This is a genomic window from Flavobacterium profundi (genome assembly GCF_006491645.1).
In the GTDB taxonomy this organism is placed as follows: Bacteria; Bacteroidota; Bacteroidia; order Flavobacteriales; family Flavobacteriaceae; genus Flavobacterium; species Flavobacterium profundi.
On record NZ_VDCZ01000003.1, the window covers coordinates 214,108 to 233,392 of the forward strand.

21 protein-coding genes are annotated in these 19,285 nt (G+C 31.0%); 17 read left to right on the top strand and 4 right to left on the bottom strand.

Annotated features, from left to right (window positions below; all coding sequences use genetic code 11):
• The first annotated feature begins 33 nt into the window (after window positions 1–33).
• Both FHG05_RS06110 and purT read left to right on the top strand, forming a co-directional pair.
• Window positions 34–375 (top strand): DUF6249 domain-containing protein, encoded by a 342-nt coding sequence (locus FHG05_RS06110; RefSeq protein WP_140997133.1) that lies wholly within the window; start codon window positions 34–36, stop codon window positions 373–375.
• 110 nt (window positions 376–485) lie between these two features.
• Window positions 486–1,655, top strand: coding sequence for a formate-dependent phosphoribosylglycinamide formyltransferase (gene purT, locus FHG05_RS06115; protein ID WP_140997134.1), 1,170 nt, complete (start codon window positions 486–488; stop codon window positions 1,653–1,655).
• A gap of 50 nt (window positions 1,656–1,705) precedes the next feature.
• Here purT and FHG05_RS06120 read toward each other — a convergent pair whose 3' ends face one another.
• Entirely contained in the window at window positions 1,706–4,387 is a 2,682-nt protein-coding gene (locus tag FHG05_RS06120) for a T9SS type A sorting domain-containing protein (protein ID WP_140997135.1), read from the bottom strand.
• Window positions 4,388–4,481: 94 nt separating this feature from the next.
• On the opposite strand from FHG05_RS06120, the gene FHG05_RS06125 reads away from it, so the two are divergent.
• Both FHG05_RS06125 and FHG05_RS06130 read left to right on the top strand, forming a co-directional pair.
• The gene (locus FHG05_RS06125; RefSeq protein ID WP_140997136.1) at window positions 4,482–4,805 is read left to right on the top strand and encodes a DUF6370 family protein; all 324 of its coding nucleotides are present in this window, start codon (window positions 4,482–4,484) and stop codon (window positions 4,803–4,805) included.
• Complete coding sequence (locus FHG05_RS06130) at window positions 4,805–5,380, top strand: Crp/Fnr family transcriptional regulator (RefSeq protein ID WP_140997137.1); 576 nt, start codon at window positions 4,805–4,807, stop codon at window positions 5,378–5,380. The genes FHG05_RS06125 and FHG05_RS06130 overlap by 1 nt, the downstream gene beginning before the upstream one ends.
• 333 nt (window positions 5,381–5,713) lie before the next feature.
• Here FHG05_RS06130 and FHG05_RS06135 read toward each other — a convergent pair whose 3' ends face one another.
• Window positions 5,714–6,598 (bottom strand): phospholipase A, encoded by an 885-nt coding sequence (locus FHG05_RS06135; protein ID WP_140997138.1) that lies wholly within the window; start codon window positions 6,596–6,598, stop codon window positions 5,714–5,716.
• A gap of 209 nt (window positions 6,599–6,807) precedes the next feature.
• Between FHG05_RS06135 and FHG05_RS06140 the strand changes: the two genes are divergently transcribed.
• The 13 genes from FHG05_RS06140 (at window position 6,808) to FHG05_RS18335 (ending at window position 15,375) form a co-directional block, all read left to right on the top strand.
• Window positions 6,808–7,716 carry a mechanosensitive ion channel family protein gene (locus FHG05_RS06140; protein ID WP_140997139.1) on the top strand — a complete coding sequence of 303 codons (909 nt, stop codon included), beginning with the start codon at window positions 6,808–6,810 and terminating at the stop codon, window positions 7,714–7,716.
• Between the two features lie 136 nt (window positions 7,717–7,852).
• Window positions 7,853–8,569, top strand: a complete 717-nt coding sequence (locus tag FHG05_RS06145; RefSeq protein WP_140997140.1) for a pirin family protein — start codon at window positions 7,853–7,855, stop codon at window positions 8,567–8,569.
• 11 nt (window positions 8,570–8,580) lie between these two features.
• Complete coding sequence (locus FHG05_RS06150) at window positions 8,581–8,865, top strand: GNAT family N-acetyltransferase (RefSeq protein WP_140997141.1); 285 nt, start codon at window positions 8,581–8,583, stop codon at window positions 8,863–8,865.
• Window positions 8,866–8,867: 2 nt separating this feature from the next.
• The gene (locus FHG05_RS06155) at window positions 8,868–9,275 is read left to right on the top strand and encodes an OsmC family protein (RefSeq protein ID WP_140997142.1); all 408 of its coding nucleotides are present in this window, start codon (window positions 8,868–8,870) and stop codon (window positions 9,273–9,275) included.
• Window positions 9,276–9,305: 30 nt separating this feature from the next.
• Window positions 9,306–9,530 carry a (4Fe-4S)-binding protein gene (locus FHG05_RS06160; protein ID WP_130735303.1) on the top strand — a complete coding sequence of 75 codons (225 nt, stop codon included), beginning with the start codon at window positions 9,306–9,308 and terminating at the stop codon, window positions 9,528–9,530.
• A 3-nt stretch (window positions 9,531–9,533) separates the two neighbouring features.
• A complete protein-coding gene (locus FHG05_RS06165) occupies window positions 9,534–10,088 on the top strand; it encodes an NADPH-dependent FMN reductase (RefSeq protein ID WP_140997143.1) in 555 nt (184 codons plus the stop codon).
• Window positions 10,089–10,154: 66 nt separating this feature from the next.
• Window positions 10,155–10,685, top strand: a complete 531-nt coding sequence (locus FHG05_RS06170) for a YceI family protein (protein WP_140997144.1) — start codon at window positions 10,155–10,157, stop codon at window positions 10,683–10,685.
• Between the two features lie 134 nt (window positions 10,686–10,819).
• The gene (gene fabD, locus FHG05_RS06175; RefSeq protein WP_140997145.1) at window positions 10,820–11,692 is read left to right on the top strand and encodes an ACP S-malonyltransferase; all 873 of its coding nucleotides are present in this window, start codon (window positions 10,820–10,822) and stop codon (window positions 11,690–11,692) included.
• Window positions 11,693–11,767: 75 nt separating this feature from the next.
• On the top strand, window positions 11,768–12,556 hold the full coding sequence (locus tag FHG05_RS06180) for a HipA family kinase (RefSeq protein WP_140997146.1): 789 nt from the start codon (window positions 11,768–11,770) through the stop codon (window positions 12,554–12,556).
• The gene (locus tag FHG05_RS06185; protein WP_140997147.1) at window positions 12,534–12,917 is read left to right on the top strand and encodes a DUF3037 domain-containing protein; all 384 of its coding nucleotides are present in this window, start codon (window positions 12,534–12,536) and stop codon (window positions 12,915–12,917) included. The genes FHG05_RS06180 and FHG05_RS06185 overlap by 23 nt, the downstream gene beginning before the upstream one ends.
• Window positions 12,918–13,120: 203 nt before the next feature.
• Complete coding sequence (locus FHG05_RS06190) at window positions 13,121–14,395, top strand: erythromycin esterase family protein (RefSeq protein ID WP_140997148.1); 1,275 nt, start codon at window positions 13,121–13,123, stop codon at window positions 14,393–14,395.
• Window positions 14,396–14,424: 29 nt separating this feature from the next.
• Entirely contained in the window at window positions 14,425–15,099 is a 675-nt protein-coding gene (locus tag FHG05_RS06195; protein ID WP_140997149.1) for a peptidoglycan DD-metalloendopeptidase family protein, read from the top strand.
• 42 nt (window positions 15,100–15,141) lie between these two features.
• Window positions 15,142–15,375, top strand: a complete 234-nt coding sequence (locus FHG05_RS18335; RefSeq protein ID WP_157504183.1) for a hypothetical protein — start codon at window positions 15,142–15,144, stop codon at window positions 15,373–15,375.
• Window positions 15,376–15,429: 54 nt separating this feature from the next.
• On the opposite strand, the gene FHG05_RS06205 is transcribed toward FHG05_RS18335, so the two are convergent.
• The gene (locus FHG05_RS06205) at window positions 15,430–16,620 is read right to left on the bottom strand and encodes a glycerophosphodiester phosphodiesterase (RefSeq protein ID WP_232338059.1); all 1,191 of its coding nucleotides are present in this window, start codon (window positions 16,618–16,620) and stop codon (window positions 15,430–15,432) included.
• A 127-nt stretch (window positions 16,621–16,747) separates the two neighbouring features.
• A complete protein-coding gene (locus FHG05_RS06210) occupies window positions 16,748–19,273 on the bottom strand; it encodes a hypothetical protein (RefSeq protein WP_140997151.1) in 2,526 nt (841 codons plus the stop codon).
• Window positions 19,274–19,285: the final 12 nt, after the last annotated feature.

The following is a 19,285-nucleotide window of genomic DNA, read 5'->3' on the forward strand; positions in this document are numbered from 1 at the left end:
CATTCAATTTAATCAATTAAAAAACGAAAAGTTATGGGATCAGAAATTATTATTGTGCCAGTTATGTTTTTATCCATTTTTGGAATCTTTTATTTGTTCTTAAACACGCGCAACAAAGAACGATTAGCACTTATTGAAAAAGGAGTTGATGCCAACATCTTTTTTTCAAATAGCACTTCAGGTGTGCCTATTTGGAAAATCATTGTTATTAATCTGGCTTGTTTAATGATTGGTATTGGTACGGGAATACTATTAGCTTTAGTAGCTGATAATATGTTTAAAATTGAAAACGGACCTATTTACCCAAGTTTCATTTTTATTTGTGCTGGTTTAGGATTGTTAGCTGGTTTTAAAATCGCTAAAAATCTAGAATAATTTCAATAAAGCTTCTAAAAAATTGAACCCTTTTAAAAAAAGTGGTTCAATTTTTTTTTACGTTTTAAAAACTTAATTTTGTTTCAACTTAAACTGAAACACACACTACAATGACTAAAAAAATTTTACTTCTTGGTTCTGGAGAACTTGGAAAAGAGTTTGTAATTGCCGCTCAACGCATTGGACAGCATGTAATAGCAGTGGATAATTATGAAAATGCACCCGCAATGCAAGTGGCACACCAATTTGAAGTAATAAATATGTTAGATGGAACTGAATTAGATCGAATTGTTGCCAAACACCAACCTGATTTTATTGTCCCAGAAATAGAAGCCATTCGCACCGAACGCTTTTACGATTATGAAAAACAAGGTATTACAGTAGTTCCTTCAGCAAAAGCCGCTAATTTTACGATGAACCGAAAAGCCATTCGTGATTTAGCTGCTAAAGAATTAGGCCTGCGTACTGCCAATTATCGTTATGCTACAACCGCAAAAGAATTAGAAGAAGCCGTAAAAGAAGTTGGCATTCCTTGTGTGGTAAAACCTTTGATGAGTTCATCTGGTAAAGGACAATCTACCATAAAATCAACAGAAGATATTGAAAAAGCTTGGAATTATGCGGTTGAAGGTTCTCGTGGAGATGTTGTTGAAGTAATTGTTGAAGCCTTTGTAACCTTTGATTCAGAAATTACACTTTTAACTGTAACTCAAAATGACGGTTTGCCTACTTTATTTTGTGCGCCCATTGGTCACAGACAAGAAAGAGGTGATTATCAGGAAAGTTGGCAACCTGCAACTATTTCTGAAGTAGCACTTACTGAAGCACAAGACATGGCAAGAAAAGTTACCGAAGCATTGGGTGGCGCTGGTCTTTTTGGAGTGGAATTTTTTCTAACTAAAGAAGGTGTGTATTTCTCTGAATTATCACCAAGACCACATGATACAGGCATGGTAACTTTAGCCAACACGCAAAATTTCAACGAATTTGAATTACATCTGCGTGCCATTTTAAGCTTACCTATTGCTGAAATTACTTTGGAAAGAAACGGTGCTAGCGCAGTTATTTTGGCTTCTGAAAATTCAAGTCAACCCACCTATAGCGGTATTGAAAAAGTAGCGGCATTATCCAAAACCGATTTTAGAATTTTTGGAAAACCCACCTCTAGACCCTATCGAAGAATGGGTGTGGTTTTAACCCATGACACAATAGAAACTCCTATTGAAACGATTACAGAAAGAGCCAAAGAAACAGCAAAATTAGTCTCTGTAAATTCTTAATGAAATAACATAAAAAAAGCCCAAAAATTAATTTGGGCTTTTCTATTTTATTATTGTTTGATAATTTTCAGAGTTTCTTCATATCCGTTATGGGTTACTTTTAAGAAGTAAATTCCTTTTTGAAAACTTGAAATGTCTATTCTAGAAAAAGTAGCCTTTACAACTTCTTGATAGATTGTTTTTCCTAAAACATCAACCAAAACTACAGCTTCAATAGCATCATTTGTCTTAGAATGTATAAATAACTCATTCGTGGCAGGATTTGGGTAAACCACAAAAGCATTTTTCTTAAAATCGGATATTCCTAAAGTCTCAACAAATTCAGTCGTAAAAGTATTGGTTACAATGGCCGGATTAAAATCAAAATAAATCTCAGCTGTATTTGGAATTATATCGCCGATTGCATAACCAGACATGGGTTTAATTTGAAAAACAATATAACCTTTACCAATGGTTGTATTTGCAACAGATGGTGGTAAATCGATACCATCAAATTTCCAACTCAAATTATTGCCTTCTTTGATTAAGTTATAGTTATGACTCGCATCTATCATTTTAAGGGTTGCAACATCTAACATAGCATCTAAAGCATCATCTACTTTTACATTTATAGCATTCGCTGTTCCTGTATTTTCAAACTGAATGGTATAGGTTAAATAATCAGAAGAAGTAAAATCGGCATAGACAATTTTTCCACCATGTACTTCTGTTTTATCGTTTGGATCATAGGAACCAACCACAACTTGCGATAACGTAGCTTCATTATTATTAGGATTAATATCTCCTGTAGGAAGTGTTATAGTAACCGAATTGGTTATAATATCTCCTAATGCTACAGTTGGAATCGTTGGTGTTTGCATTCTAACATAAATATAACGCGTTTCATTAGGCAATAAATTAGTAAAGTTATAACTAAACCCATTGGCATTGGTAACAAATCCAGGTTCAGAAACATTGGTTATTGATACGATGGCATCGTTGGTAAAAGTAATCGTTCCATTCATTACCATATTACCATTATTTCTGTACATAATTTTCTCTTGGTAAACAAACCCTGGCCTAGGAGGCGCCCCATACTGGTTGAGAAACACTTGTAAATCTGGGCTATAATCACCTAAAATAGGAAAATTATAAGTTGTAACACCTGAATTTACAGGGACAGTAATATTCGTATAATTATTTTGTGTTACTGTAAAATTCTGATAGGCTGCATCAAGAGTATAACTCAAATTATAAGTATTGGAAGCATTCGTTTCATATAAATAATATATCCCGTTTGAGGATTCAACATGTATGGTATTGCCATTATTAATTTGGTATTCAAATGAACCTACATTAATATTTCGTTCACCATTATCTTGTATATTATTTCCGTTACTATCTAAAAAAGCATTTAGTTGTATTCCATCTGTTATAGCTAACGGGGTTATTTCTACAACCCAATTAGAAGTTGAATTTCCATCGTAAGTTCCATTAAATAAAAAATCACGCGTAACATAGCCTGCATTAATGTCTTCTTGTGTTAACACATAAGTAGCCGTAAAAGTAGTAGTATCGGTAGCACCACCAGATAATGCAGCCAAAGTAGCGCCATTAGTTGACAAACCAAAAGCATCTAATGTAATATTAGTAAGGGCTAAGGGTTGCGTGTTTGTAAGTGAAAAAGTATAGGTAATCACATCGCCTATATTTACAAAACCATCATTGTTGTAATCTTGATAGATCCCATTAGATTCTATATCAAAAATAGGATCAATAGTTACACATTCTGTAAAAAGACAACCAAAGCTATCAGTAACTTCAAAACAATGATTGCCCGAAGAGACATAAGAAAACTCTGGACTTAAACTTGAAATACCATCTATAGAATAAAAATAAGGAGGACTACCACCCATAACATTTATAATATGCACTGTATTCCCCACTATTTGAAGTGTTGCTGTAATAGGGTTGGGTTGTACAATTTGGATACTATTAGTAATAGCGGTGCATCCATTGCTATCCATTACAGCTATAAAATAAGTTCCTTCTGGTAAATTTGTAAAAGTAGGGCTAGTTTGATGCGCTACACCACCATCAATTGAATATTGATAGATACCACTTCCTCCAGTTGCTTGAACCGTAATGGTTCCGTTAGACATACAATCATAAGATTCTAGAAATGCAGTAGCTATAATAGGTTCAGGAGAAGGAACCGTAATTAACACATAACCAACACATCCCAAAAAATCAGTTGCAGAAATATAATAATCACCAGGTGGTAAACCTACTATTTGATTTCCAAATACTGGGCCAGCTGGAATTACAGAGGTATAATCATAGATATATTCTCCCGAACCTCCAACAGCACTTACTCTTATTGTAGCACCAGTTGCACAACCGTTAGACTCAATAAAAGCAGTTACCACTATCTCATAATTCTCAATCAAATTAAATGTTTCATAAACCACCGATGTTGTATTGGTATTTTCAACTCTAACATAAATGGCTTCAGGACTAGGAACACTTGTATAAGAAGAAGGGTTTGCAATGGCATTTACATTATTTTGCGCATCTACAAGGCTAACATGATAGGTAATTATTAGGTCTTCTGGATTTTGGGATCCAATTAAAATGGCTTCTTGAGAAGTTAAATCAAATACATTATTTCCTGCACAATTATGCAAATCTGAAATTTGTGCAAAAAGTGAAATTTGAAATAAAATAAAAAATGATAGTAGTATTTTTTTCATATAGTATTCTAAAAAATTAATTCTCAAAGATATACAAATAACTTTTTTAAATTACTATGAAAAGAGTAAATTAGCCTTTCTAAACATACTAATCATGAAAAAAATCCTGCTATTGTTAGCTTTGTTTTTACTAAATATTGCGGTTGCACAAGAGAAAAAACCAACTAATAAAAAACAAATTGTAGAAGCGTCTTGTGGGCAATGCCAATTTGGAATGAAAGGTAACGGTTGTGATTTAGCCGTTAGAATAGACGGAAAAGCGTATTTTGTTGAAGGCACACATATCGACAAACACGGAGACGCTCATGCCGAAGATGGTTTTTGTCAAGCGATTCGCAAAGCGGAAGTTATAGGTACCATTAAAGATACGGTGTTTGTTGTGACTCATTTTAAATTACTTCCAAAAAGAACAAAATAATGGCTTTAATTTTAGACAATATTTCCAAAATAACGCCACTTACCGATAGTGAGAAAGAGTTCATTCTTTCCAAAACAGAAGTCAAAGAATTTAAAGCAAAGACATTGTTACATAGTGCTGGTGAAATATGCAAACATTCTTATTTTGTTAATTCGGGTATTGTAAGAAGTTTCAATATTAATGATCATATTGTAGAACATGTGTTGCATTTTGCCTGCGAAGGTTGGTGGATTGGTGACATGTACAGTTTACTTTCTCAAAAGCCAGGGAATTTATTTATTGAAGTATTGGAAGATGCAGAAGTAGTTGTATTATCCAAAGAAAATCAGGAAATTTTATATCATGAAATTCCAAAATTAGAACGTTTTTTTCGCATTTTAATGGAAAAATCATTGGTTGCCCACCAAGAGCGATTAATGGATAATTTGAGTCTGTCTGCAGAAGAACGATTCGAAAAATTTTGCAATCGCTATCCGGGTTTAATTCTAAAGGTTCCTCAGAAACAAATTGCTTCTTATATTGGTGTAACCCCTGAATTCTTTAGTAAAATGAAATCGAAAATGTTGCGAAAATAATTTTACCAATTTCCAAAAAGAATCTAAAAGTTTCTTTCTAATACCTAAAAGCTATTAATTACTACCTTAGAGCTTCTTTTTAATAGCTCAAAGCTTTTAATTACCACCTGAAAGCTTCTTCTTAATACCAAAAAGCTTCTTTTTAATAGCTTATAGCTTTTAATTACTACCTAAAAGCTCCTTCTTAATATCTAATAGCTTCTTTATAATACCAAAAAGGTTTAAATTACTACCACAAAGCCTCTTTCTAATACCTTATAGGTTTTAATTCATAACAATAGGCTGTTTTTGATACCTTTGAAAACCAAGCGCATTCAATTATAATTAAAAAATTTACCAATTTGCAAAAGAAATTCCAATTCCTAAAGTCGTTTGACGTACATTATAATCGATTAAGGTTTCCCCATACCCATGAAACACTTGTGCATGCCCTCTCAAATGGCCTCGAATAGGAAAAACATAATTCAATTGAATATTCCCTTTTTTTAGAGTCGAAAAAGAATGCGACATAATCGTATAAAATTCATGCTTGCCAAAATTTGCTCCTACTTCTAGTTCCGCATCTCCAATAAATTGTGTAATTCCTGGATTTTCATCTTCTTCATCTGGCATACGATACCAAGGTCTGAAATTAACATTCCAATTTTTATATTCGTAACCAATATTAAAAATGATCCGATTCCAACTCCTAGAAGTAGGAATATCTTTACCATTAGACTGATGATTTAAAATAAAACCAAAATTTCTAATTTTTCCTCCCCATAAATCGACGTGCATAGGGAAATTAAAAATAATTTCAGGTTCATAATTTAATTCTCTAAAAGCACGAGATAGTTTTTTATTGTATACTTGCCAATGTGCTTTTTGGGTATAAGCCACCCACAAATCTCCTTTTCCAAAAAATAAACCTTCCACTACTTTTGTCTTAAAACTAATTTGAAATTTTGCTTCTATATTATCAAATATATTGGTATCATCTGTTGCAAATTCGCCACTTTCATTAAACGGTGCTTCATTTTTTTTTGTAGACCATCGGGCAGCGGCAAAATAGATAGGTCTATACGATACCAAACGAAAAGTTCCTTTTCTATCGATACTATCTAATTCCCATTGTTGAGAAATCGTTTTCTTAATAATGGGGTTGTGAAAAGTTTGTTGTGCAAAAGTTTTAGAAACGAACAACATCATTACAATCAATAACTTATTAAAGTGTGGCATTAGAGGTTTATTTAATGTATTAGTCATCCACGAAATTAGCCTTTCGCCAAGCGTTTCGGTTTCAATACTTTCGAAATCTTTTACATAATTACTAGGTCTTCCTCTAACTTAGAAACATTTTATATAAATTTGAATACTAGAGTTGGTTTACATTATAAAAAGTAAATCAATTGTACATTTCTATTCCTTTAATTATTTATTGAAAACAAATGGATATCAAAAAAATTTCTGATTTAATTTCTGAAAAATTAACCTATTGGTTAGAAAGTTTAATTAAATTATTACCCAATATCTTTTTGGCAGTTGTTGTGTTAGTTTTAGGCTTATTTATAGCAAAATTCATTCGCAAAATTGCACACAAACTCTTTGCTAAGGTTTCTAAAAACATTACTTTAAATAACTTGTTCAGTTCTATTGTCTACTTAACGGTAATAGGAATCGTGATTTTTACGGTTTTGAGTATTTTAAAACTCGACAAAGCGGTGACTTCTATTTTAGCGGGTGCTGGTATTTTAGGTTTAGCATTGGCTTTTGCCTTCCAAGATATCGCAGCAAATTTTATGTCGGGTATTTTTATTTCTTTCCGAAAACCTTTACGGGTAGGTGATATTGTTGAAGTGAAAGATTATATGGGTAAAATAACGGAAGTCAACCTTAGAGACACCGTTATGGAAACTTTTAAAGGACAGGTGGTTATTATTCCTAATAAAGAAGTATTTCAAAATCCCATTGAAAATTATTCACACATTAGAAAAAGACGCTTTGATTTGACTGTTGGAGTGTCTTATGGTGAAGACTTAGAAAAGGTTCAAAAAATTACGTATGATGCTGTTAAAGATATACCCGATTTATCGGAAGAAGATGAAGTAAAAGTTTTTTTTACCGAATTTGGTGATAGCTCCATCAATTTATCAGTTCGCATGTGGGTAAATACACCAGAACAATCGGTTTACAATAAAGTAGGTAGCGAGGCCATCATCAGAATTAAGAAAGCATATGATGCAAATGAAATTGTGATTCCGTTCCCAATTCGCACCTTAGATTTTGGAATTAAAGGCGGTTTACCACTCAATGAAGTACCCATTCAAATTAGCAACGGGACTGAAAAAAAACAATAATTTTTTTCTTAATCTAGGTTAAGGAAAAAAGAGACGTGTTGGTCGTAAATTTGTATAAATAAGTTGAAAATCAACAATGAAGCAGTAAAGAAATCGTTCAGACTGTTTCATTTTATCCTAACAAAAAATCTTACAAATGAAAAATTCAGTAATTCATAGAGCAAACACCAGAGGAAATGCAAATCATGGTTGGTTAAACGCATGGCATAGTTTTAGTTTCGCAAATTGGTACAATCCAGAACGAGTACACTTTGGAGCATTACGTGTATTAAATGATGACACCATAGCTGCTGGAATGGGTTTTGGAACGCACCCTCACGATAATATGGAAATTATTACGATTCCATTAGAAGGCGATTTGGCACATAAAGATAGTATGGGAAATGCCGCTACGATTAAAACAGGTGACGTTCAAGTAATGAGTGCAGGAAGTGGCATCAGACATAGTGAATTTAATCCTAATTCGGACCAACAAACAAAATTGTTTCAAATTTGGTTATTTCCTAATCAAGAAAATGTTACACCTCGTTACCAACAAATAACATTAGACCAATCGTTACAAAAAAATAACTTCGCTCAAATATTGTCACCTAATCCTGAAGATGAAGGCGTTTGGATTCATCAAGACGCGTGGTTTTATTTAAGTAATTTTGATAAAGATTTTTCAAAAGAATTAGCATTAAAAAAAGAAGGTAATGGTTTTTATATCATGACAATTGAAGGAGAAATAGAAGTAAATGGAGAAAAGCTTACTACAAGAGATGCTATAGGAATTTGGAATACCAATACACTCGAAATTAAAGCCGTAACTGCAGCTAAATTTTTAGTAATGGAAATTCCAATGGAACATTAATTCAACAAATTATGACACCAACAGTTCAATTAGAAACCAACGATAAAAACGGATACTTCTACATTGAAGTAGACGAAAAATTAGCTGCAAAAATGACTTTCGTATATGCTGGAAATGACAAAATAATAATCGATCACACCGAAGTGAATGAGGCATACAATGGAAAAGGGTTTGGAAAACAAATGGTAGCTCAAGCAGTTGCATTTGCTCGAGAGAAAAACTTAAAAATTATTCCTTTGTGTCCTTTTGCGAAAAAAGTTTTTGAAAAAACACCAGAATATCAAGACGTATTGTAATTATGGAAAAATTATTAGAAAATGATGTATTAGGACATATTGGTTTACAAAAATACAAATGTACCATTTCATGGCGAAATGGTACATTTGTAATGGATGAACCCGAAAGTATTGAAGGTAAAGATCTAGGTCCAGATCCCTACTCTACTCTTTTAGCGTCTTTAGCGGGTTGTACTTTGTCTACTTTACGAATGTATATCGATAGAAAAGGCTGGAATATTCCAGAAATAAATATTTCCTTAAATTTATATCAGGAAAACATTCCTGAATTGACAACAACTATAACTCGCAGCATTAGTTTTTCAGAAAACATTGAAGAAGATATCAAAAACAGATTACTACTAATTGCAGAAAAATGTCCAGTCTCTAAAATTTTGAAAAACAAAGTCGTAATCGAAACCACAATTTAATTGTATTTTTAACAAACTAAATAACAATATATGAATCCGAAAGACATTACAAAAGAATACACTAATGGTGAAGTAACCATAGTATGGCAATCTGGAAAGTGCATTCATTCTGGAAATTGTGTACGAAACAATCCTGATGTTTTTAAACCAAAAGAAAAACCATGGATTACACCTGAAAATTCAACTACTGAAAAAATTATTGCAACTGTGGAAAAATGTCCATCAGGAGCATTAACCTATTATAAAAACAAATAAATAATGGCGAAAAAAATTATTGCTTTTGGTGCATCAAACAGTAAAAAATCAATTAATAAACAATTAGCCACTTATGCTGCAGGTCTTTTTACCAATGCTACAACAGAAGTTCTAGATTTAAATGATTTTCCTGTACCAACATATTCCATAGACATTGAAAAAGAAGAAGGTTTTCCTCAAGCGGCTCACGCTTTTTTAAACAAAATTGCAGAAGCTGATTTACTTGTGATTTCTATGGCAGAACATAATGGAAATTATACAGCCGCTTTCAAAAGTCTTTTCGATTGGATGTCTCGCATCAATGTAAAACTATTTCAAGGTAAAAGTATATTCCTTTTAGCAACTTCTCCAGGAGCTCGTGGCGGTAGTTCTGTTTTAGAAATTGCTGAAGGAAGGTTTCCAAGACATGATGGTATTATTGAAACTACTTTTTCATTGCCTAGTTTTAATGATAATTTTGATACTAAAAAAGGAGTAATTACTAATACTGATTTGGATAACGAATTAAAAGAAAAAGTAAAAAAAATAACATTTGAGTTACTTCTTAATCTAGGTTAAGTGACACTCTAACCTTCTGATTGTAAATTTGTAGTGTAATTAAAAACATAATTTAAAATAAAAAATATGGCAACTACAAAATGGACAATAGATTCCACACATTCAGAAATAGGTTTTAAAGTAAAACACATGATGTTTACAAATGTTTCAGGGAAGTTTGACTCTTATGAAGGCGTAATTGAAACAGAAGAAAATGATTTTTCAACGGCAAAAATTTCTTTCTCAGCAGCAATCAACTCTATTAACACCAGTAATGCAGATAGAGATAACCACCTTAAAAGCGGTGATTTTTTTGATGCTGAAAACTTCCCGAATTTAACGTTTACAAGCAACTCTTTTTCTAAAATATCCGATCATAATTATGAATTAACAGGTGTTTTAACGATTAAAGGAACATCCAAAGAAGTGAAATTACCAGTTGAATTTAGTGGATTGATGCAAGATCCTTGGGGAAATACAAAAGTAGGTTTAAACATAGAAGGTAAAATCAACCGAAAAGATTGGGGATTAAACTGGAATGCAGCATTAGAAACCGGTGGTGTATTAGTAGGAGAAGAAGTTAAACTAATCATCGAATTACAATTAGTTAAAGCCTAATTTAAACTTTCAAAAAAAATAAACCTTACAGATTTTAGGATTTGTAAGGTTTTTTTATGCTTAAAAAAGTCTATTTTTGTTACTGATTATGAATACATAAAAAAACATAACGCATTAAAAATTAAACGAAACAAATGAAAGCATACGTATTTCCAGGTCAGGGAGCCCAATTCACAGGAATGGGAAAAGACTTATATGAAAATTCAGCTATAGCCAAAGAATTATTTGAAAAAGCGAATGAAATTTTAGGTTTTAGAATTACCGATATCATGTTTGAAGGAACGGCAGAACAACTGAAAGAAACTAAAGTGACGCAGCCTGCTGTTTTCTTACATTCTGTAATTTTAGCAAAAACATTAGAAGACTTCAAACCAGAAATGGTTGCCGGACATTCTTTAGGTGAATTTTCAGCCTTAGTTGCTAATGGTGCTTTATCTTTTGAAGATGGTTTAAAATTAGTGTCTCAAAGAGCACAAGCCATGCAAAAAGCCTGCGAAATAACGCCTTCCACTATGGCTGCCGTTTTAAATTTAGAAGATAAAACAGTAGAAGATATTTGCGCTAGTGTCGATGGAGTTGTTGTAGCAGCCAATTACAATTGTCCTGGACAGTTAGTCATTTCTGGAGAATACAAAGCAGTTGAAGTGGCCTGTGAAAAAATGAAAGAAGCTGGTGCAAAAAGAGCTTTAATTTTACCCGTTGGAGGAGCTTTCCATTCTCCAATGATGGAACCTGCAAGAGAAGAGTTAGCAGCAGCAATTGAAGCTACTACTTTTTCAAAACCTGTTTGTCCTGTATACCAAAATGTAACAGCCAATGCCGTTTCAGATCCGGAAGAAATAAAGAAAAATTTAATCATCCAATTGACTGCTCCAGTAAAATGGACACAATCTGTTAATCAAATGATAGCGGATGGTGCCACTAGTTTTACTGAAGTAGGTCCAGGAAAAGTACTGGTTGGTTTAGTCAATAAAATCAATAAAGAAGTAGCTACTCATTCAGCTTAAAAAAACAAACCTAAAAAACTCTGATATTTTATCGGAGTTTTTTTTTAGCTACCTTTGTTTAAAAGTTTTTTAGTAATGAATTTAAAGTTACGAACTGTAAATGTTACCCGATACATTACTCCGCTTCGGGAAGGAGGTTCTTTACCTGCTTTAGCTGAAGCTGATGATGATTTTAAATATGTATTAAAATTTAGAGGTGCAGGACATGGAGTGAAGGCTTTAATCGCTGAATTTTTGGGTGGCCAAATTGCAAAAGTTCTCGGTTTACCTGTTCCAGAATTGGTTTTCGCGAATTTAGATGAAGCTTTTGGAAGAACAGAAGCCGATGAAGAAATTCAAGATTTATTAAAATTTAGTCAAGGCTTAAATTTAGGGTTGCATTTTTTATCAGGTGCTTTAACCTATGACGCAGCAGCAAACGATTGTGAAGCTTTATTGGCATCAAAAATTGTTTGGTTAGATGCTTTTATTACCAATGTAGATCGCACCTTCAAAAACACAAATCTACTCCTTTGGAAAAAAGAACTTTGGCTCATTGATCATGGTGCATCTTTTTATTTTCATCATTCTTGGACCCATTGGGAAACTACTGCTAAAACCCCTTTTGCTCTCATCAAAGATCATGTTTTGTTACCCAAAGCTACACAATTAGAGGTTGCTCATGAATTTTGTACTACTACTTTACATTCCGATATTTTAAAAGAAATTGTAAATCAAATTCCAGAAGATTGGTTACAATGGGAAGACCAATTGATTACACCTGATGAAATAAAAGACGTTTATTTTCAGTTTTTGACAATTCGTTTACAGCATGCAGAATTATTTTTAAAACAAGCTCAAGATGCACGAAAAACACTTATATGATTATACGATAATTCGTGTTGTACCAAGAGTAGAGCGCGAAGAATTTATCAATGTAGGTTTGATGCTATTTTGTAAACGTCAAAAATACCTGCGCATTCAATATCAAATTCCAAAGGAAAAAATAATTGCATTTTGTCCCAAATTTGACTTGGAACAATTACAAATAAATTTAGAAGCTTTGGTTACTATTTGTGAAGGCAAAAAAGAAGGGGGTCCTGTAGCTCAATTTGAAAAAGAGGAACGATTCAGATGGATTAGTGCTGTTAAAAGTTCCAGCATACAAACCTCTCGACCTCATGCAGGATTTAGTGCTAACTTAGACCTCACATTTGATAAATTGTATAATGAGTTAGTTATATAACTCTTCTTCTCTAATGAAACTCTTTTTAAAAGAATGTTAAAATCATTAATCAAAGATATTTTTCTTATAAATTCAACAACAATTTTGAATTAAAAACCAAATTCTAAATTAATAATTAATTACAAGCACAAACAAATTTTCAATTGATTTAAGTTTGAAGATATAAGTCTCTGTGTTTTCTACTTTTCTAATAAAATTAAATTATGAAAAAAACGTCTTATTTTCTACCATTAATTATACTATTCTTTTATAGTTGCAAAAGTTTAGTTGTAGAAAAAGTAGCTAATGAAATGATTACTGTAAATGATTTAAAGAAACAAAATTCCTATACCTTTTTGAATGAATCTTTAAAAAATAAAGAGATTGTTCTTTTAGGTGAAGCAACACACGGTGATGGAGATACATTTGAAATTAAATCGAATCTAGTTGAATTTTTAGTTAAAGAAAAAGGATATGATACTTTTGCTTTTGAAGCTAGAGATTTTTTTGAAATCGAATATCTTAATGGCAATCCTTCTTTACAAAACTTTATGCATGAATCCTTTAAATATAATTGGGTTAGAAAATGGAGTCCATGGGGACCATCTAAACAAATTCAACCATTAGTTGATCTCTTTGCAAATAATAAATTAAATTATGTTGGTTTAGAACCTTTTTATTTGGATTCTTACCAAAGTCAACAATCATTTCTTTATCTTCAAAACAGCTTTGAAAAATTAAATTTAAAATCTTACAGCACTAAAATTTGGGAAGTTTTATCAGCAACTCGAGAAAGATTAATCGCATCAAATGAAGGTGTTTCTGAAGAAGAATTTGATGCATATATAAAAGCTTTAGAGTATTTATATGAAGAAATTTCAAATATTGCTTATGAAGAAAATCTATTTTTATTACAAACAATAGAAAATACCATTACAGCTACAAAAATTCACAAATTTAAATCCCCTATTACAGATGATGATGAACTTAATATATTTACTAATTTACGAGATGCTCAAATGGCAAAAAATCTTATTTGGTTTAAAAAGAGATATCCTAAAGCAAAAATTGTAGGTTGGATGGCAAATTTTCATGCTGCCAATAAGTTAAAAGATGTAGAATATGCTGATGAAGATGTTTATAGATATAGTAAATTTACAGTTTTTGGTGAGCATATTAAAAAAGAATATGGTAATTTAGTATTTAGTTTAGCATTTACTTCCTCGAGAGGAGTTTCCAAAATGCCTTATAATATGGAAACCATTGAAGAAGTTATTATTAAAGCACCTAAAAATTGCCTTGAAGAAAGACTTGACAAAAAAAATATTTCTTATGGGTATATTAATTTTGACAAAATCAACAGACAAAATCCTAAATTAAAAGAAAATAAATTCAATAGTATAATGCTTGGATATACGAATCAATATGGAAAGTGGCTTAATGTTTTTGATGGTTTAATTTATATTAGAGAAAATAGTAAAGCAATATCTATTTATTAATAATAAAAATAAATTAAAAGCCATAAAAAATGAATCAATTAGAAACTATTCTCCAAAATCAAAAAAACATTAAAGTTGTTGATGCATCCATTGATTACACTCTGTATGCTCCTATTAATCTTTCAGCTTCAAACACACATTTAATTCCTGAAGTTCTAAAAGATGCTGAAGCTTTTGAACAATACATTGAAAATCATTTAGCCAAAAATAAAGCCAAAGTCGCTTATGGAGGTTATTTAGAAACACGCAATCTCTATAAAAGGAGTACCGTTTTCAATGATACTGTTACAGAGGAACGAAATATTCATATTGGTTTGGATTTATGGATTAAAGCAGGAACAGCTGTTTTAGCAGCTTTAGATGGAACGATACACAGTTTTCAAAACAATACTGCATTAGGAGATTATGGCCCCACTCTTATTTTGAAACATCAAATTGAAGGAGTTACATTTTATACCTTATACGGTCATCTTAGCTTAGAAAGCCTCAACGACAAAAGTATTGGTCAAACCGTAAAAAAAGGAGACTGCATTGCTACACTTGGGGCGCCACAAATTAATGGAGATTATGCACCGCATTTGCATTTTCAAATCATCCTTGATATGGAAGAAAAAAAAGGAGATTATCCTGGAGTTTGCAGTAGTAAAGACCTATCTTTTTATAAGTCCAATTGCCCTGATCCAAATTTCTTGCTAAAGATTTAAATTTTAGTTACATTTGAAAGGATAATATTTAAAATAAACAAAATGAAAAAATTATTTGTAACATGCGCATGTGTAGCAACTTTACTAGTAGTTTCCTGTAAAGAGTCTACACAAGACAAAGTAGAAGATGCAACTGAAGCTGTAGGCGAAGATATTAAAGAAACTACTCAAGATGCAGTAGAAACTATAGACACCGCCATGACAGAAGTGGGTAACGATATCGAAAATGGAGTAGATAATGTAAAAGAAGAAATTAATGAACACGTTGAAAAATAATTTTCAACTTTATAGTAGTAAAAAGCTCCATTTCTGGAGCTTTTTCTTTTTTATTTATCTTGCTAATAAAGCGGTATCTGTAAAATCGGTAAACAGACCATCCAAACCTAAATTATAAAAAGCTTGGTATTCTAAAATAGGATTATTATGATAATTACTTAACAACCTTCTACTTTCATTTCTAAAAGTATATGCATGCACTTGTAAACCTTTAGCATGTGCTCTTTCAATTAAATCGCTAGGATCTAAAGCTGTTTTATCAGCATCATTTATTTTTCCATCTGCATTCATATCATCAGCAAAGGTATCTTGGTTTGCATCTGTTCCTTTGTAAGAGATGATAAAAGGTTTCCAAGGTCCAATTCCGTCTGCATAAGTTTTCACAAAATTCAATCCAGCTTCTGTAGTAAAATAACTGTAATCTCTTGAATCTCCTTGCAAATGCCAATCATAAGGCTTTCCATAAGAAACGGTTTCTCCATTAGGAACTTCAAAAATTAAATCTCCATTTAAAGCAACATCATAACAACTGAGTAATTGAATAATTTTAACGGTAGATTTAGATCGAATATATTGCAGATTACTCACTTCAAAAGATTGCACAAATACTGGAGCTGATTTATCATTCCAACCCGCAGTTGTTAATACTTCCAACAATTTATCAGAGATTGGTAAATTAAGCGCTTCATGAAAAGCAGGGTGTTTGGTTTCGGGATAAATACCAATCGTTTTTCCTAACTGTGCTGATTTTTCCTTCACCAAAGCAATCACTTCATTAAAGGTAGGGATTTCATACAAATTATTGTATGCTTGGGAGCGTTCTGAAAAAGCTTGTTTGGCACGCAATTGTTTAATTTCTGCCAAAGTAAAATCGGAAACAAACCAATCTTCAACAAGTACACCGTCAATATCTTTGGTCGTTTTTTTTGAAGCAAATGCTGCAATTTCTGCAACATTGGTAGTTCCAGATAACATAGGTAAATGTCTAACTACTAATACCCCATCTTGGGTTATAACTAAATCGGGTTCGATAAAATCGGCACCTAATTCAATTGCTTTGGTGTAAGCGGCTAAAGTATGTTCTGGTAAATATCCTGAAGCGCCACGATGAGCCACAATTAAAGGATTTTTTCCCGTTAAAGTAGGATACTTAGAAGTAGGCGTTACTTCTGAAGCGCTGTCATCTTGGTTACATCCCATAACCAATACTGCAGTAATTGCAAAGAATGTGTTTTTAAAAATCATGTTATAATTTGTTTGTTTGAAATGCAAAACAGCATCTTTTTTTCAAATAACAGATTACCCGATTGTTAAAAATAGATTATTAAATCATTGGGAGTTATCTAAGATTTATAAAAAAATTTAACTTTATTTAAAAATTATATTCAACGTTTAAAAGAAAAAAACGCTGGGTTAAATTTATTTCTGAATTATAGGTCGAAAAATCAGTATTATCAAACTCTTTATAAGAATTAATATTCAATAAATTATTAGCTAAAAAAATAAAATTTAATTTTTTAGTTATGGCATAATAGCATTCAAAATCAAGAAAATTATAATTATTATTTTTATTATCTAGATTAGGGATATAAGAATCCCACTTTATGTTGCCATTTATTTTTTTGTTTATTTTATACCTAACTTTAAATGTGTTTTTGAAAGAATTTACTTGATTTTTAATTATATATTTTGAGACTACTGTACTATAATCAATAGTTTCTTCAAAATTTACTTTTGAATTAAAACCAGTTCTAAAATCCAAGGAATTTTTAAAAACATAATTAGTATTTTTTCTAATATCATTGCTATTTACAAAATTAGGATATTTATTTTCTACATAAGAACTTGAAACAATTATAGTTGAAGACAACTTCTCTATAAAACTTGAATATCTGATATTATTCGTAAAAACAGAATTTTCAGCATGATAAAAGCTTTTATTAATTCTAATAAATTCTTCATCGATACTATAGCTTGACAAGTACTGACCGTTACTTTTTTCATACCTTGATGAAACACTTAAAGTTTTATTTTTAAATAAATTATTGTAGAAGTAGAATACTCCAAAACCATTTGTCCTTTTAAAATCAAAAGAAGGTATATTCTGAATTGTAGTTCTATTATTTATAAAGACTCTGTCTGAAAATATATTTTCTTCACTAATAGGCTTTTGGGTATAGGAATAAAACGTTCGAAAGGTAGATTTCCTAAAGCTATAAATTAAATCAAGGCTTGGCTCAACAATAACAACATTTTTTTTTAAATCGCTATAATTATTTTTATCCGACAAACTAAAATCATAATCCGTCAAAGAAATACTTGGTGCAATTACAAATTGTTTTATATTAATTTTAATTCTAGAATGATTGTAGAAAAAATTATTACGAAATAAAATATCGTTGTTATCTATTGAATTTTCAGACGCATATGGTGTTTTTTCTAAGTTTCCACCTATCTGAGAAGTATAACTTATTTTATTTGTTTTACCAATTAAATTATAATTAAATAAAAAAATTGACTTTCTAAAACTACTTTTTTGTGTAAAAGACTCATCTATACTATTACTTGTAAAATATTGAGGTATTTTATTAAAAGTATAATATATATTGCCTTGTAAAGCATTATTGTTAGACACTTTCCAAGTATGTACAATTTTATTGATAGAAAAATAGCTGTTAGTAGTATTGTTATTATTAAATTCATTATTATTGTTTTTAACGTAAGTACTAAACAATTTTGTCTTTTCAATATATTGCTTACTATACACTTCAAATAGAGTAGATTTTGTTGTATTTAATCTAAACTCTAACTCTCCTGTAAAAACTTTTGGTTTCTTAATGAATGAATACGTATCATTAGTTTCAATTGTCGTATTATTAATGAAATTTTTTGTTGAAATATCTTGTTTAGAATTTATCTTATCATCAATAAAATTGAAATTCGTCTTAAAAGTAGTCTTTTGATTTACTTTAAATAAATTATTATGACTCACAAATAATTGATTATTTCTGTTGTATCTAATGGGATCTAATTGTGGGCTAACAATATCTGAAGTAATTATTTTTTGTGTTTGAAAATCTTCATCTGATTTTCGATCTAAACTTTTACTGCTTTGCTTCTCATAAAAATAAGCATCACTTCTACCAATATTATTCAAATTTAAAGTGGTGAATGATTTTACTTTAGAAGAAATCTGCATTACATAAGAATTACTATAAAAGGCTCCATTAAGATCATTTTTGAAACCCAATCCATTTTCTAAACTTCCAGAAAAATCTGACTTTCCTTTTTTTAATTTTAGATTTAGAGCAACTTTGCCCTCGCTTTCAATACCTTTTAATAATTTATTATTGGTATAATTATCTATGGCTTCTATTTGCTCCACCATATCGATATTGATATTCTTTGTACCTAACTTGTAATTACTATTAAATAAATTATCGCCATCTAGAGTAACAGTTTCTATAGATTTACCTTTATATTTAATAGAACCATTTGCATCAACTTCAACACCTGGTAATTTTTTGATTACATCTTCTACCTTTTTTTCTGAACCATCAGTGTATTTACTAATATCAAAGACAATAGTATCTTTTTTAATTTTATAAGGTAATTCCTTTCCTTCTACTATTACTTCTTTTAGTTCAACTTCTTTTGATTTTAATACTACATTAAAAAAATATTCTTCTTCTGGATTAGGATTTATTATATTAATTTCTTCACTAGCATAATTAGTAGATTGTATTTCCAATAGTATACTTACATATTTCTTCTTTATTACATAAGTTCCATCTCCTTGAAAAACTCTATAAAATTCCCCAATTTCGTTAGACGATTTTTCCTTTAAAAGCACATTCGCCACTGGAATATTATTACCTTGATCATCTTTAATAATCAATTTAAGCGTTTG

Excerpts from the sequence above, each read along its gene's own strand:
- FHG05_RS06120 (WP_140997135.1), bottom strand. The coding sequence starts at position 4,387 with ATGAAAAAAATACTACTATCATTTTTTATTTTATTTCAAATTTCACTT.
- FHG05_RS06135 (WP_140997138.1), bottom strand. The coding sequence starts at position 6,598 with ATGCCACACTTTAATAAGTTATTGATTGTAATGATGTTGTTCGTTTCT.
- FHG05_RS06155 (WP_140997142.1), top strand. The coding sequence starts at position 8,868 with ATGGAAAAATTATTAGAAAATGATGTATTAGGACATATTGGTTTACAA.
- FHG05_RS06160 (WP_130735303.1), top strand. The coding sequence starts at position 9,306 with ATGAATCCGAAAGACATTACAAAAGAATACACTAATGGTGAAGTAACC.
- FHG05_RS06145 (WP_140997140.1), top strand. The coding sequence starts at position 7,853 with ATGAAAAATTCAGTAATTCATAGAGCAAACACCAGAGGAAATGCAAAT.
- FHG05_RS06140 (WP_140997139.1), top strand. The coding sequence starts at position 6,808 with ATGGATATCAAAAAAATTTCTGATTTAATTTCTGAAAAATTAACCTAT.
- FHG05_RS06205 (WP_232338059.1), bottom strand. The coding sequence starts at position 16,620 with ATGATTTTTAAAAACACATTCTTTGCAATTACTGCAGTATTGGTTATG.
- FHG05_RS06180 (WP_140997146.1), top strand. The coding sequence starts at position 11,768 with ATGAATTTAAAGTTACGAACTGTAAATGTTACCCGATACATTACTCCG.
- FHG05_RS06125 (WP_140997136.1), top strand. The coding sequence starts at position 4,482 with ATGAAAAAAATCCTGCTATTGTTAGCTTTGTTTTTACTAAATATTGCG.
- fabD (WP_140997145.1), top strand. The coding sequence starts at position 10,820 with ATGAAAGCATACGTATTTCCAGGTCAGGGAGCCCAATTCACAGGAATG.
- purT (WP_140997134.1), top strand. The coding sequence starts at position 486 with ATGACTAAAAAAATTTTACTTCTTGGTTCTGGAGAACTTGGAAAAGAG.
- FHG05_RS18335 (WP_157504183.1), top strand. The coding sequence starts at position 15,142 with ATGAAAAAATTATTTGTAACATGCGCATGTGTAGCAACTTTACTAGTA.
- FHG05_RS06190 (WP_140997148.1), top strand. The coding sequence starts at position 13,121 with ATGAAAAAAACGTCTTATTTTCTACCATTAATTATACTATTCTTTTAT.
- FHG05_RS06150 (WP_140997141.1), top strand. The coding sequence starts at position 8,581 with ATGACACCAACAGTTCAATTAGAAACCAACGATAAAAACGGATACTTC.
- FHG05_RS06185 (WP_140997147.1), top strand. The coding sequence starts at position 12,534 with ATGCACGAAAAACACTTATATGATTATACGATAATTCGTGTTGTACCA.
- FHG05_RS06170 (WP_140997144.1), top strand. The coding sequence starts at position 10,155 with ATGGCAACTACAAAATGGACAATAGATTCCACACATTCAGAAATAGGT.
- FHG05_RS06110 (WP_140997133.1), top strand. The coding sequence starts at position 34 with ATGGGATCAGAAATTATTATTGTGCCAGTTATGTTTTTATCCATTTTT.
- FHG05_RS06130 (WP_140997137.1), top strand. The coding sequence starts at position 4,805 with ATGGCTTTAATTTTAGACAATATTTCCAAAATAACGCCACTTACCGAT.
- FHG05_RS06195 (WP_140997149.1), top strand. The coding sequence starts at position 14,425 with ATGAATCAATTAGAAACTATTCTCCAAAATCAAAAAAACATTAAAGTT.
- FHG05_RS06165 (WP_140997143.1), top strand. The coding sequence starts at position 9,534 with ATGGCGAAAAAAATTATTGCTTTTGGTGCATCAAACAGTAAAAAATCA.